A 13,999-nucleotide genomic window follows, 5' to 3' on the forward strand; every position below is an offset into this window, starting at 1 on the left:
TTGCTTGGTTTGCTTGTAAGCGTTTGCTATACTTAAGGTATCAAAGAAAGGAGACAAAGCCTATGACATTGTCCAAAAAACTCACACTTTCTCTTGCCTCTATGGCAGTTCTTGGTCTTTTAGCAGCCTGCTCAAACCAGAAAGCTCAAACACCTGAAAGCTCTGCTAGCACCCAACAAAGTTCAAGTAAGGTTTCATCTTCACAAAGTTCTGAAGTTTCTAAACAGACTGAAGGGCTAGATGGCACCTATAAAGGAACTGATGAAAATAATCGTATTACTCTTACCATCTCTGGAAATACTGGAACTTGGGAAGAGGACGAAGCAGATGGCGAGAAGGAAAGCATGTCTGTAACAGTTAACCCTGACAATCAAAGTATAACGATTGGTGATGATACCAAATTCTACAAACTCGACGGTAATCAGCTGACTATTGAAGATGATGACCACGATCCAAATGATACGGTTGTCTTGACGAAATAATATGAAAACCTTAGCCAAACCACTCTCTGGAATTTAGCTAAGGTTTTTTATGTTATACTATAGGTAGAAAGAAAACGAATACAAACAGGAGGTTGACGATGACTCAAAGAAGATTATGGGTGACGCTATTTGTTATATCGATTATTGTAACTCTTATTGGACTGGGATTTTCTGCCTATAACTATTATGTCTTTGATAAACCCTTTATGACCACGACTACAAAAGGTTTACTATCAGCCTTTTTCCTGTGTTCGACAATGGTTGCCATCACCCTATCCAAATCAAGTAAGAAGTAAAGATATGAAAGAGGTATAAGTTTGTAAACTTATACCTCTTTTGATACAACATTACTTAATCTTGTGTTTATTCATTTTTTCTTCAAAGATGCCTGTCATGATTTTACTCAACTCTTGGCATTCTTTTTCAACCTTTTGATGATGAAATGTATCCTTGGCCAAACGAGTCATCTCCTAAAAATGAAACTGTGTCATTATATCAACTGATAGGAATGAAAAGCTTCCACTGAAATTCAGTGGGAGGTTCAACTCTAATTCTATGATTTTCGTACCGCCACCAGCCAAGAGGCTAGTAGGATTTCGCAAATAACCAGAAGGATAATCTGGGTAAGAGAGCTCTGAACCAGCATAAGGGCAGCCAGACTATCAATCAGCATATGGGCAAGGATACAAGGAGCAGCTCCTTTCGAATACTCTTTGAGAGCTCCAAATAGAAAAGTATTTCCTAAAATCATCAGGTAAAAAATGAGATAGTTGGAGGAACCTGCTGTAATCCAAGGGAGTTGATAGATAGGGATATGCCAGAGGAACCAGACAATGGAAAGAGCCATCATTTTAGTTATAAAGTGCTTACTAAAGTAAAGATGTTCTTGTAAAAACCAACGCCAACCTACTTCTTCCAGCCCCCCATATAAAAAGGTCCAGGGAAAATATAGTAAGAAGGCCAAGAAGGTGTTCCCAGTAAAGCTAACATTCCTGAGAAAGAATGAGATTCCATAGTAGATGACTGGAATGAAGAGAGCTAGAATCCAGGACAGGGGACTTTCTTTTTGAAGAAAGACCTTTTTGAAGAATTCACCCAAGGATTTGACTTCACTCAACACAAGAGAAAAGACAGCCGCCATAATCAGGGGAACACAGTTCATTAGGATAAACAGTAGTGAGGCACCCAGACTACTCCTGTCTGGGAAACACCATAGGATAACTTGCCCTACTATATATGTAGAAAAGAGGGCAGAAAGTGCATACCAGATAGCGACTGATTGTTTTGAAATAAATTTGCTCATTTTTTCTCCGTAACGGGATGGTAAAATTGACAGTATCTCTTTTTTATGGAAGCTTGATTCGTAATTGTAGAAATAAACACATTGTCTTTAAAAATCTTATTTAATCTTGTGTTTGTTCATTTTTTCTTCAAAGATGTCTGTCATGATTTTACGGAGCTCTTCTCTCTCTTTTTCAGGAAGGTCCCCTTGGCGCTTAGCCACTGCATAAAGTTCAGGATATTGCTTGGCTACACGCTCGACTGTCTTAGTCGTCGCATGCCCTCTGACAAAGAAAGGAATACGTTTAATCCATTCTTGCGGTACGAGAGCGAGCAACTTCTTAGCAGCTTCCTTATCAGAAATCTCAGCTGTGCTCAAACCTTTTTCGATTTGCTTTTGTTCTTGTTCTGTAAAATCTTTTAATTCCATAACTTGCTCCTCTTTATCTTTATATAGTAAATTTTACACCCATGCATGAGAATATACAACTGATTGGGATGGGATGTTGCTAGCTGTGAACAATAATAGAATTAGGAAAATCATGATTTCTTTTTTCCTAAAATACCGTACAAAAAGATCTGATGAATTTGCTCAACCTCTGTCTCTAAATTGTCACTATGGGCTAATTGATTTCCCATACCATTAAGAGCATCCATGACATTTAAGATAAGCTCTGTCGATAGGTCTTCAGCAATAAGGCCCTCTGCTTTTCCGAGATGAATATAAGCACGATAGATGTCACGTTTTTTTGCAGTGATTGCTTTCGTTAGGAGAGTTGAGAAAACGGAATCTTCCACCATTTTATCTTGAAAATAGTCCGAGATTTGCTGACTCATTTTCTCCTGACATAGGTCTAAAGCCTGGTCTAATTTTGTATTAAAAGCTAGATTACTTTTTAAAATATCCTCGGCTTGCTGGGTTATTTCTTCAAACAAGTCATTAACACAGAGAGTTACCAAGTTATCTTTGCTCCCGAAATAATTGTAGATAGAAACAGGAGATACTTCTGCTGCCTCTGCAATAGATTTTATACTCGTTTCCTTAAAACCTTTGTCTTTAAACAAACGCAAAGCTGCTTGAATAATTGCTTGCTTCTTTTTCTCAGTCGTCTTTTGATATTGATTCATGTGAATACCTCTGTTATTACCAATTGTAGCATAAGTTTGAAATATATACCTGTATATTTCATTTTTTCTTGCTATTCTTACTAGCTTTCTCTATAATAAAGTTTGAATTTAAACCATCTATATTTCAAACTTTATTTTCAAAAATGGGAGGGAACATGCTCATTCAATATCTTATAAAGCAATCTAGAAATCCGAGTGGTCTTGTTGGCCGAGTGATTACCAACATCTGGTCGTCCTATTTTAAGGAACTAAGCCTTTGGGCAATAAAACAAACCACTATCCCTAACAATAGTCGTATTTTAGAAGTCGGTTATGGCGGTGGTAGCACTATCAAAAACCTACTTGCTTTAGATAAAAATCTTGACATTCATGGCATTGATATTTCCAAGGAGTCTTATCAAACTGCTAAACGGATGCTTTTAAAGTCAATAGAAAATGATAGTGTCCAGCTGATGGTTGGCAATGTCGAAAACCTCCCCTACCAAAATCATTATTTTGATCTTGTCTTTGCCATTCAGACCCATATTTTCTGGAAAGATTTAAAACAAAGCTTTCAGGAAATCTATCGAGTCATGTCCAATCCTTCCACTCTGATTATTGCTTCCGAAAAAGAAAAAATTAAGTATCATATGACAGATTATGGAACAAGTTCTGAATTGAGTCAGTTATTAACAAGTATTGGCTTTTCAAAGATTGAAGAAAGGCAAAATCACAAATGGGTTTTGTACATTGTTATTAAAAGACATTAGGAAATTGATAGACAAATTCCCACTTGACTTAAGAAAAGCTCTCCCCTTAGCAACACGAAAAGAGAAGACTAACTTAGTCTTCTCTTCATACTAGGTTGCGGAACATCAACAATTACTTTACTTTTATACCTCTAGTAAGTCCTATTCGTCCACAATTGCATCTTACAAATGGATAATTCTGTTAGAAAATAAGGAGATACGGGTCTTCCAGATAAGATATAACTTGTGCTAAAAATTCAGCTGCTGGAAGGCCATCGATGATTTGATGGTCGAAGCTCAGACTCAATGGAAGATAGTCTTTTTGAACAACCTCTCCCTCCTCATTAAGTGCCAAAGCTTGTTGAGTTGCTCCTGCTCCAAGAATTGCCACCTCTGGGGAGTTAAGGATTGGTGTGAAGTATTCTACACCTGGCCCCCCTAGGTTCGTAATTGAGAAAGTAGAACCACTATATAGGTCAGATGGAAGTGTACCTTTTCGAGCTTGATTAGCCAGAGTCTTAATGCTTTGACCAAGATCTGCTAAAGTCATACGGTCTGCGTCTCGAATCACAGGGACAACCAAGCCATCATCCAAAGCTGTTGCCATACCAATATGAATGCGTTCGTGAATCTGATGAATTCCGCCACCATACCAAGCATTCAAAGCTGGAAAATCTCTCAAAGCTTTGGTTACTGCTTTAGTTAATAGAGTTGTGATACCTAGTTCACCATTTTCAAGTGGAGTATGTACCTTGGCCTTAAGTTCTTTACGGAATTTCAAAAGCTCAGTCAAATCAGCCTTACGATGGAGTGTCACTTGAGCAGAAGAATGAAGACTATTCATCATACGTTCGGCAATAATCTTACGCATGCCTTGGAGTCCCTCACCGTATTGGCCTGAGGTCATAGCTTGTGGTAGAGGTTCAACGACCTTATCAACAACAAGACTTGGTTGGTAAGCTTCTACATCACGTCTTGTAATACGACCATTCCCACCTGTCCCTTTAATAAGGGAGATATCATAGCCTTTCTCAGCAGCCATCTTACGAGCCACCGGTGTAATGAAAATTCGTTCCCCACCAGTACGAGCTATAGGTTCTGTAGTAGATTTAGGACTAGACGGTGTTGAATCTTTAGCGACTTCAGTTGGAGCTTCCTCTTGTGCAGGAGCTTCTTGGGTTCCTACATTTTCTCCTTCCTGACCAACCCATCCAACGACTTCCTTACATTTAACTGTAGCACCTTCATCATGCACAATGTCTAGAACAACCCCAGAAGCAGGGGATTCGACTTCACTAGTTAATTTTTCAGAACTAATTTCCAATAAAGGCTGACCACTTGTTACTGTATCACCAACTTGGACCAACCACTTTTGAATGAGTCCTTCAGTCATGGTTAGGCCGAGCTTGGGCATTAAAATTTCTGTTGCCATAAGCGCCCTCCTATCCTTTCAAGTCCTGAATCAATTCATCAGCTACTTTCAAAACCTTATCCGCATCAGGGATATAGGCTTGTTCTAAGTTTGTCGCAAATGGAACAGGAGTATTTGGAGCACAAACACATTTCACTGGTCCATCAAGATAATCAAAAGCTTTATCTGAAACTACAGATGCAATATCAGTTGCAGTATTGTTATGTGGATTGGCCTCATCCACAATAATTAAACGACCAGTTTTCTTCACGGAATTTAACACTGTTTCTTCATCCCATGGAGCAACTGTACGAAGATCAATCACTTCTACAGAAATGTTGTCTTTTGCCAAGCGGTCGGCGACCTCATAAGCTACATACAACATCTTCCCAATTGTCACAATTGTTAAATCCTTACCTTCTCTACGAACGGCAGCCTTACCAATTGGTACAGTATAGTATTCTTCTGGCACTTCCCCTTTTAAGCCATATAAAGTCTTGTCTTCAGAAAAGATAACTACATTATCATCCTCTATTGATGCTAGGAGTAATCCTTTGGCATCATAAGGGGTAGCAGGAACGACCACCTTAATACCAGGAATCGATCCAAATAAACCGTAATAGGATCCAGAGTGTTGCGCAGCAGCTGAAGCTCCTGCCCCGTGCATAGTACGAACAACCATGGGAACTTTAGCTTTACCGCCAAACATGTAACGCATCTTAGAAGCCTGTCCTAATAGGGCATCAAAACAGAATCCAATAAAATCATTAAACATTAACTCTGGTACAGGTCTTAGTCCCGTAAGCGCCATCCCCACCGAAGCTGATAAATAGCCGTGCTCAGAAATCGGAGTATCAATAACACGTTCCCTGCCATATTTTGGCATCAATCCTCGTGTGATACCCATGACACCGCCCCAGGCATCCTCGTTATTATTTTCTAAGTGTTCAACATTAACACCACCTGAGATATCCTCTCCTAGGAGAACAACTCGCTCGTCTCTTTCCATGGCTTGATCGAGCCCTTCATTGATGGCTTTCATAAATAATGTTTCTCTAGTCATTATGAATCCTCCTCAATCAGTCTGCAAATACGTCTTCGTAGAGAGCTTCTTCTTTTGGAATTGGGCTCTCTTGAGCAAAGTGGATTGCATCTTCAACATCTTTTTGTGATTGGGCAACAATCTCATCCAATTCATCTTGGCTAAGGATACCCTTTTCAGTTACCAGGTCACGAAATACTTCCAAGGCATCCACATCTGCCCATTCTTTTTCGATTCCATCTGGTGCTTTGTATTTTTGCTCATCTCCTTCGAAATGGCCATGGTTACGATAAGTAATAGCTTCAATTAACGTTGGACCATCTCCACGACGCGCACGTTCAACGGCCTCTTTAGCCACTTGATAAACAGCAAATAAGTCCTTACCATTAACGCGAACTCCAGGCATATTGTAAGCTTGTGCACGTTCAGCAATTGTTGGAGAACCTGATGAATACCATTGTGGTGTTGATTCTGCAAAAAGGTTGTTTTCATTTACAAATACCACAGGTAGATTCCAAATAGAGGCCATGTTTAAGCACTCATGAAAATTACCTTCATTGGCAGCACCATCACCAAAGAAACATACAGCAACATCATCAGTCTTTAGATATTTGTTGCGCATAGCAGCCCCAGTCGCAAGACCAAAGCCTCCGCCTACCATACCATTAGCACCAAGGATTCCTTTATCCAAGTCAGCGATATGCATAGAGCCACCCTTACCTTTACCAAGCCCAGTAGACTTACCAAAGATTTCAGCCATCATTTTTTTAAGGTCTCCACCTTTAGCCACACAGTGTCCATGTCCTCGATGTGTGCTAGTAATGTAGTCTTTATCAGTCAAGTTAGCACATACCCCAGTCGCAATAGCTTCCTCACCTGAGTAAAGGTGAACAAATCCTGGAATTTGACCGATTGAAAAGAAATGTCGTGCATTTTCTTCAAAATTTCGAATATCCCACATAGTTTTATACATGGATTTAGCCTCTTCTTTTGAAACATTTTCCACACCAAGATCATGGGCAGTTTGAACCTTAACTTCTTCCTTGGTTAAGGTTTGTCCCTGATGTTTTTCTTTCATTAGGGCTTGTGGCAATTCTTGATAATGTGTCATATTGTTTCCTCCTTCTATAGAGAGCTTTATAAAAAACAAATATTATTGACAGATATATAGATTTGAAAAATGAGAATGGCTGTGCTAAACCTATCCATCGACCTTAGGACCTTAAAATCAGTCTTGCAACTTCCTGAACCAACTCAGAAATTGTTGGATGTGCAAAAATTGTCTTATCAAGCTGATCAAGTGTTCCTTCAGCATCTTTCAAGACAATCAAGGATTGTAGAATATCAGTTGCATGTGGACCAACGATAACGGCACCTAATAATAGGTGATAGCGTTTTTCGGAGACAATTTTAACAAAACCTTTTGCTGAATTAGACGCAATGGCTCGACCATTATAAACATAAGGAAGTTGACCAACTGATATATCATATCCTTGTTGTACCGCCTCCTCTTCTGACAAGCCAAAGGAAGCAATCTCCGGCGTTGTAAAGAGCGACCGTGGAACACTTGAATTATCAACCGGTTCCTCAGCCTGACGACAAATGGCTCGAACAGCTTTGATTCCCTCGCTACTAGCAACATGAGCTAACATATATCCAGGAATCAAATCCCCAATCGCATAAACACCTGATTGAGATGACTCGTAATAACTATCTACCTTAATAAAGCCTTTTTCGGTCAGCTCCAAACCCATCATTTGGGCTAACTCAATATTTGGCTTACGCCCAGTTGCTACAAGTAAGTTATCATAAGAGTAGGACTTGCCATCTGCTAAAATTACAACATTTTCTTTAACCCTATCTATGCTAACTCCCTCTAGAATGGTAATTCCAAGTTGTTTCATCTTTTCTCTAATAATGGAACGTGCTTCGTCATCTTCAGTTGCTAAAATTGTTGGTGCAACCTCTATCACTGTCACATCCACACCAAGTGGAGCCATGGCAAAAGCTAACTCAACGGAAATAATACCTCCACCAATGATAACCAAACGTTGAGGAAGTTCCTTTAAGTTGAAAAAGTTATCTGTTGTCAAGTAGTCAACATCGTTAATACCAGGAATAGGAGGAATAAATGGATGACTCCCCGTCGCCAAAATAACAGACTTACCTGAGACTCTTTCACCATTAACTTGGAAGGTTTTATCAGAAATATAAACTGCCTCACCTTCAATATAGGTGATACCTAATTGTTTAAAACTTGATTGAATACCAGACTGTAGTGTTGCTACGACTTGATCTTTGCGAGCAACAAGTTTTTGAAAATCAAGATTATCATTTAAAACTGTCACTCCATACTGAGAGGCTTCTTTAGCAGCTAATAGCCAATGGGCATGTTCAAGATAGGCTTTGGATGGGATACATCCAACGTTCAAACAGGTGCCACCTATGAAGTTTTTCTCAATGACAGTTACCTTTTTACCTAAACGGGCAGCTTCTTCAGCAGCAACATAACCACCAGGACCTGCCCCTATAATGAGAATATCACATTGACTCAAAACAATACTCCTTTCTAGAATGGAAGTCGGCTGTTAGCCGAACCACTTCAAGTAGGACAAAAACTCGGAGATATTTTTGAAAGCGTTTTCTATACTTTGATTATAAAACTAATACTTATGAAAATCAAGTAATTCACTGAAAATGCGATGTTTTGGTGGTGAAAACATTCACAAGTAATGCAAACGTTTGCCATTCCCTATTCGGGATGACGTTAGCACTTATACTTTGCTAATTTGTATAAGAACTAGAAAAATACAAATCTCCCCCAATCATTAAATAATTCTTCAAAATGTTATAAAAAACACTCTAGCGTCTATAGCTTGGATAAAACTATAGAAATTAGAGTGCTTTTACTATTAGAAAGAATATATGGATTTAAAAAGGAATTTAAATTAATCTAAAGAAAGTTGATTTTTCACCTGAGTAATATCGTAATGTTAAGGATTTGTCATAGTTTTTGGTGTTGTTTTAAAAGTGAGTAGTTAGGAGTAAAACAACCTTAAATTTCTTGTAGAGCAATTTCCATGTTTTAAGTGAAAAATCAATCGATTTTAGAACTATTTATCGTCCTTTTTAACCATATTTTTAACGCCTTCGATAGCCCCTTCAACAGCCTCTTTGGCATCTTCGGCAACTTCTTTAACTTTTGAAACTACTTTTTCAGCAGCTCCTTCTTTTTCAGTTTTTTTATCATCAGTTATTTTTCCGACACCTTCTTTAATAGCGCCTTTAGCTTGATTAAGTTTTTCTTCTACTGACATAGTGTTACCCTCCATTGGAAAATCAGATTATTGAAAATGAACGTTTTTAAACAATTCATTTAAATTTTTTTAGGCATAAAAGAATTTAGTGAACTCTTGGTTCTGCTTTAGCAGTCGCTTCAGAGACAGCTTCAACACCTTCACTAACTTTTTCCTTTGCAGCTGAGAAGCCATCACTCAATCCCTGTTTTGCGCTTTCAAATTTATCGGAAGTAAATTCACTTGTTGATTCAACAACTCCAGTTACTCGATCTTGTAGGCTTACTGAGTCTGCTTCATGTTGCTCTTTAGTCTTGATATCAACAACATCTACATTAACTTCAACCACTTCCAAATCAGTCATCTTAGAAATTTCTGAAACAACAACCTCTTTGATTTTCTTGTATAGTTCAGGAACATTCTTTTGATATTCGACAATTACGTTCAAATCAACAGCAACTTGCTCTTTACCAACTTCAACATTGACTCCGCTTGCAACGTTATCAGTATTGATAAGTTTTTCAGTTAGGTTTGAGAAAAAGCCTCCATCAATAGCCAACAAGCCTGGAATATTTTCTAAAGAAAGACCAATAATTTTTTGAATGACTTTATCTTCGTAGGTCAATTCGCCTTTTACTTCTTCTACTTTTTTTTCTACTTTTGACATATGAATCTCCTTTACTATTTAAATAATTGTTTTTGTTGAATATAATATCCAATTCCAACTCCTAGAGTGGCGCAAATCAAGACAAATAAAGTCTTAAAAAAACCATAGGATAGGATGAAGCAAGCTAAGATAGCACCCGCTAATCCGGAAAGAAATGGATATTGGTATTTTTTAAACCATTCCATTTTTTACTTCCTTACTTTACACGACTAACAGTTTTTTTACGTGGTGGTTTTGGCTTGTATTCTTTTACAGAAATATACAGTTTTACACGATGATTCATTCCAAAAAACTGTGTCAATCCATCAGCAATCTCATCTTTAATTATTTGAGTTCGTTTAATAATGTTGTCTGATGGAAGCATTTGTCCTTCTACGTGAACTAAACATTTATTCTTACGACTGTTTACCTTAATAGTAGGATCCTTTATAAAATTGTGATTAGCAACCACACAACGCACAAATCCTTCAATAGCTGAATTTTTTAATTTTAGTTCACCATCAACATCAGGTAATTGAATCTCTAAATATTGTTTAGGATAAAAGAGTATAACAAGCATTAGGAACAACACTACAGCTGAAAGAACTAGAGTACCCCAGAAAATATATCTTGAAAGATAAAATTCCAGAAAGGAAATTTGTTTCCAATCAACTAAATGAAGTCCTAAGCCACTGACTTTATGATAATCTAGCAAAATAGGAATCAAAATTGTCAAGATTAAAATACATAAAATAAGGTAAAGTATTTTTTTGGTTTTTGACATATTGAATCCTTTCATCAACAGAATTTGAACTGTGATCTATTCCTGTCAAAAAGATTCAAGTTCATTCTTTTTTCCCTAGGAAAAATGATACTACTGCAACAACAATGACCGCTCCCAAGATTGATGGAATTAATGCCATTCCTGCTAGACTAGGTCCCCATGCACCGAAAAGTGATTGTCCAACAGATGAACCTACTAAACCTGCAAAGATATTAGCGATTATTCCCATGGAACCTCCCTTTTTAGTGATTCCACCTGCAATAAGACCGATAAAGCCTCCTACGATAATAGCCCAAAGCATAATGTCTCCCCCTTTCTAAATTGAGGAAAGTTAGATTGTTTGGAAAATCAAACAATCTAAAGAGTTACATTTTAGCTAAAACATTTTTTATATTAATCTTAACAATCATAAGTTTAATGTAAGTATATACCTGTTAATAACAGTATAAGTTAATCAAATTGATAAGTCAATGAAAATGTTTGCGCTTACAAAAAAATAGAATGAAAGCATTAATCGTTTTTGCAAACGATTGCATAGATTTGCAAGTATTTTATGTTATGATTCTTGTAGTTTTTTGAACAGTTTTGTAAATACTCTACATTTATAGTTATTATTATCAGACCATTCTGATAATTGAATGATTCATCAATAAAACATTTGATTATGTTGGTATGACCATAAGATTTTTAGCCAATTAAAACGTTAAAAAAACTCCCTAAGAAGTGAGAGTGACGAAAGTGGAAATAAAATGTATAATTGAAATATGTAAACCCTTACACACTTTTTCTTTATGAAGTATCATCCAATAAAAAACCTAAATCATACACAGGATACTGTGTTATTTTCAGTAGGAGTTTAAAATTCAAAAAGGAGATAATTATGGATATTAGAGAAACATTGAATCGTCAGGATTACACTAAATTAGACGAATTTAGTAAACAACTTGAGGGCTTTGAACGACTCTTTGCAGACAAGGATTTGCTTGAAATGCGTCAGGAATTGGCCAAAATTAATAAGGATGAGGTCGTTGGTTTATGCTCAGAAATTAATGGATATAAAACAGGTTTTATGGATGCATTAACCCTATTGGATTCTGAAATAGATTTGCAAGCTTTCAAAGAATTGTTTGAGAAGTGGTGGATTGATTATGAATTTGATCAACGTATAAATGTACTACTTGGTCAATATCCTTATACCAATTTTGAGGAGAGAATTGATTATGAATTGAAAGAAGAATATGGAACAAGCTCTCGTAAAGAAGTTGCAAAAATAATGATTGACGATTTAGAAACATCATCAGAGGACGAAGCTAAAAAGTTATTTCTTCAGGAAATCCTTTCCTTACAAAAGAGATCAAACGATACCGATTAACTTCTTCAAAAGTTGACTATAGTAACAAAGAGGGAGTACTGTTATGGAAAAAGTTTTGAAGGATGGTAAACTTTATTCTCTCATAGAATTTAGGGACAAAATCTATGAGGATTTAGATTTATCAAAAAGTGACTTAACCACTTTATTGTGTGCGATATTGATTGCATCTATTGGTTTGAATATGAATTCTATTCCAACAATTATAGGGGCAATGTTGATTTCTCCATTGATGACACCTATCCTTGGAGTAGGTTTTGCGTTAGCAATATTAGATACAAAACTTCTCAAAAAATCGTTTAAAGTTCTTTTTATTCAAGTTGCAGTAAGCCTCTTAGCCTCTACACTTTATTTTTTAATTTCGCCCATTTCTTATGCAAGTACGGAAATTATTGCTAGAACTTCGCCCACAATTTGGGACGTTGTAATAGCATTCGTCGGTGGATTAGCCGGCATTATTGGAGCACGAAAGAAAGAAGCTAATAACATTGTTCCTGGTGTCGCCATTGCAACTGCTCTTATGCCACCTGTTTGTACCGTGGGGTATTCTATTGCCACAGGAAATCTTGAGTATATGATAGGGGCGTCATATTTGTTCTCCATTAACTGCAGTTTTATTATGATTGCTACATATATTGGCACTAATGTGATGATGGTTAATAATCCTTATGTTAAACATAATCGTAAAGCCTCTAAAATGCGAAAAATATTAATTCTAGTCTCGCTTGTTCTTATTATTCCAAGTTTAGCTTCTGCAACTACCTTAGTTAGAGATACGCTAATCAATGAGTCTATCAATAATTATCTATCTGATCAATTTGAAAACCATACTATTTTGAAAAAGAAATATAGTAAAGAAAATAATACACTAAAGCTAACCATTTCAGGTAAATATCTTTCAGAAGCTGAGTTACAAGGTATCATTAACAAACAAAATGAATATGGTTTGAAAAATATCTCGATTCAGGTTTCACAATTAACAAATGATAGATTAACTGAAAAAGAATTAGTCGACTACATCATTCAATATAAAAACGATGATGATCTTCAACAAATAGAAAAGGATAAGTAAAAAGAATCCCCAAATAACAACAAGTAATGTGAGATATTAATTTGATAAGCATAAGAAACCGTTGAAAAGTATTGTCACTAGTAGTCCATAGGAGAAAATATCAATGAAAAAAGTAATGATAATTATTAATCCAACTTCTGGAGGAGAAACAGCATTAGATTATAAAGAGAGCTTGGAGAATAAGGCTAAAGAGTATTTTGATTATGTTGAAACTAAGATTACGCAAAAAGCCAAAGATGCAACTCAATTTGCTGAAAAAGCCTCTAAAGAAAAATATGATGCAGTAATTGTTTTTGGTGGAGACGGTACTGTAAATGAGGTTATTTCAGGGATTGCTGAAAAAAATCACATTCCAAAACTTGGGATTATTCCTGGTGGAACTGGTAATTTAATCACTAAGCTATTAGAAATCAACCAAAGTATTGATCAAGCGATTGAAGAACTTGATTTCAATTTTACTAAAACCATTGATGTTGGAAAAGCTAATCAAAATTATTTTGGCTATATTTTTAGTGTTGGATCTTTACCAGAAGCTATTCATAACGTTGATATTGAAGATAAAACAAAGTACGGTATCTTTGCATATGCAATCAATACGATGAAGTCCGTTGTGGAAGACGATATATTTAATGTTCGTATTGAAAGCGAAAATGGCAATTATGAAGGTGAAGCTAGTCAGGTCCTAGTTCTTCTATCTAATTACTATGCAGACAAAAAACTATTTGATGAAAATACAGATGGATATGGAAATATCTTGATT

18 protein-coding genes are annotated in these 13,999 nt (G+C 36.5%); 6 read left to right on the plus strand and 12 right to left on the minus strand.

The genetic code is table 11. The annotated features are described in order from the left end of the window. Positions 1-62 precede the first annotated feature (62 nt). A complete protein-coding gene (locus tag H7U02_RS09310) occupies positions 63-482 on the plus strand; it encodes an SP_0198 family lipoprotein (RefSeq protein ID WP_201043233.1) in 420 nt (139 codons plus the stop codon). Between the two features lie 98 nt (positions 483-580). Further along, positions 581-778 (plus strand): bacteriocin immunity protein, encoded by a 198-nt coding sequence (locus H7U02_RS09315; RefSeq protein WP_201043234.1) that lies wholly within the window; start codon positions 581-583, stop codon positions 776-778. A 257-nt stretch (positions 779-1,035) separates the two neighbouring features. On the opposite strand, the gene H7U02_RS09320 is transcribed toward H7U02_RS09315, so the two are convergent. The 3 genes from H7U02_RS09320 to H7U02_RS09330 form a co-directional block, all read right to left on the minus strand. Next, positions 1,036-1,785: a type II CAAX prenyl endopeptidase Rce1 family protein gene (locus tag H7U02_RS09320; protein WP_201043235.1), complete on the minus strand. Its 750-nt coding sequence runs from the start codon at positions 1,783-1,785 to the stop codon at positions 1,036-1,038. Positions 1,786-1,881: 96 nt separating this feature from the next. Beyond that, a complete protein-coding gene (locus H7U02_RS09325) occupies positions 1,882-2,193 on the minus strand; it encodes a hypothetical protein (protein WP_037600327.1) in 312 nt (103 codons plus the stop codon). 110 nt (positions 2,194-2,303) lie between these two features. Then, a complete protein-coding gene (locus tag H7U02_RS09330; RefSeq protein ID WP_201041585.1) occupies positions 2,304-2,891 on the minus strand; it encodes a TetR/AcrR family transcriptional regulator in 588 nt (195 codons plus the stop codon). Positions 2,892-3,046: 155 nt separating this feature from the next. Here H7U02_RS09330 and H7U02_RS09335 point away from each other — a divergent pair, with 155 nt between their 5' ends. Further along, complete coding sequence (locus tag H7U02_RS09335; RefSeq protein ID WP_201043236.1) at positions 3,047-3,640, plus strand: class I SAM-dependent methyltransferase; 594 nt, start codon at positions 3,047-3,049, stop codon at positions 3,638-3,640. Between the two features lie 181 nt (positions 3,641-3,821). On the opposite strand, the gene H7U02_RS09340 is transcribed toward H7U02_RS09335, so the two are convergent. The 9 genes from H7U02_RS09340 to H7U02_RS09380 form a co-directional block, all read right to left on the minus strand. Further along, complete coding sequence (locus tag H7U02_RS09340; protein WP_201043237.1) at positions 3,822-5,051, minus strand: dihydrolipoamide acetyltransferase family protein; 1,230 nt, start codon at positions 5,049-5,051, stop codon at positions 3,822-3,824. Between the two features lie 10 nt (positions 5,052-5,061). Next, positions 5,062-6,093, minus strand: a complete 1,032-nt coding sequence (locus tag H7U02_RS09345) for an alpha-ketoacid dehydrogenase subunit beta (RefSeq protein WP_002890539.1) — start codon at positions 6,091-6,093, stop codon at positions 5,062-5,064. Between the two features lie 16 nt (positions 6,094-6,109). Further along, entirely contained in the window at positions 6,110-7,183 is a 1,074-nt protein-coding gene (locus H7U02_RS09350) for a thiamine pyrophosphate-dependent dehydrogenase E1 component subunit alpha (protein WP_049545232.1), read from the minus strand. A 103-nt stretch (positions 7,184-7,286) separates the two neighbouring features. Further along, a complete protein-coding gene (gene lpdA, locus H7U02_RS09355; RefSeq protein ID WP_201043238.1) occupies positions 7,287-8,627 on the minus strand; it encodes a dihydrolipoyl dehydrogenase in 1,341 nt (446 codons plus the stop codon). Positions 8,628-9,185: 558 nt separating this feature from the next. Beyond that, positions 9,186-9,389: a CsbD family protein gene (locus tag H7U02_RS09360; protein ID WP_038675683.1), complete on the minus strand. Its 204-nt coding sequence runs from the start codon at positions 9,387-9,389 to the stop codon at positions 9,186-9,188. Between the two features lie 85 nt (positions 9,390-9,474). After that, positions 9,475-10,035 carry an Asp23/Gls24 family envelope stress response protein gene (locus H7U02_RS09365; RefSeq protein ID WP_049546105.1) on the minus strand — a complete coding sequence of 187 codons (561 nt, stop codon included), beginning with the start codon at positions 10,033-10,035 and terminating at the stop codon, positions 9,475-9,477. Between the two features lie 14 nt (positions 10,036-10,049). Beyond that, positions 10,050-10,220, minus strand: a complete 171-nt coding sequence (locus H7U02_RS09370; RefSeq protein WP_070574849.1) for a DUF2273 domain-containing protein — start codon at positions 10,218-10,220, stop codon at positions 10,050-10,052. An 11-nt stretch (positions 10,221-10,231) separates the two neighbouring features. Then, positions 10,232-10,798 (minus strand): alkaline shock response membrane anchor protein AmaP, encoded by a 567-nt coding sequence (gene amaP, locus H7U02_RS09375; protein WP_070574846.1) that lies wholly within the window; start codon positions 10,796-10,798, stop codon positions 10,232-10,234. A gap of 61 nt (positions 10,799-10,859) precedes the next feature. Next, positions 10,860-11,099, minus strand: a complete 240-nt coding sequence (locus tag H7U02_RS09380) for a GlsB/YeaQ/YmgE family stress response membrane protein (protein ID WP_049545819.1) — start codon at positions 11,097-11,099, stop codon at positions 10,860-10,862. A 699-nt stretch (positions 11,100-11,798) separates the two neighbouring features. On the opposite strand from H7U02_RS09380, the gene H7U02_RS09385 reads away from it, so the two are divergent. The 3 genes from H7U02_RS09385 to H7U02_RS09395 all read left to right on the plus strand — a co-directional run. Then, a complete protein-coding gene (locus tag H7U02_RS09385) occupies positions 11,799-12,170 on the plus strand; it encodes a hypothetical protein (protein WP_037604021.1) in 372 nt (123 codons plus the stop codon). 43 nt (positions 12,171-12,213) lie between these two features. Then, on the plus strand, positions 12,214-13,239 hold the full coding sequence (locus tag H7U02_RS09390) for a DUF389 domain-containing protein (RefSeq protein WP_037603941.1): 1,026 nt from the start codon (positions 12,214-12,216) through the stop codon (positions 13,237-13,239). A 103-nt stretch (positions 13,240-13,342) separates the two neighbouring features. Then, positions 13,343-13,999: diacylglycerol/lipid kinase family protein (locus H7U02_RS09395; RefSeq protein WP_201043240.1), on the plus strand; the 657-nt coding region annotated here is incomplete at its 3' end.

The sequence above is a fragment of the Streptococcus sp. 3.1 genome (genome assembly GCF_016648915.1).
In the GTDB taxonomy this organism is placed as follows: Bacteria; Bacillota; Bacilli; order Lactobacillales; family Streptococcaceae; genus Streptococcus; species Streptococcus salivarius_E.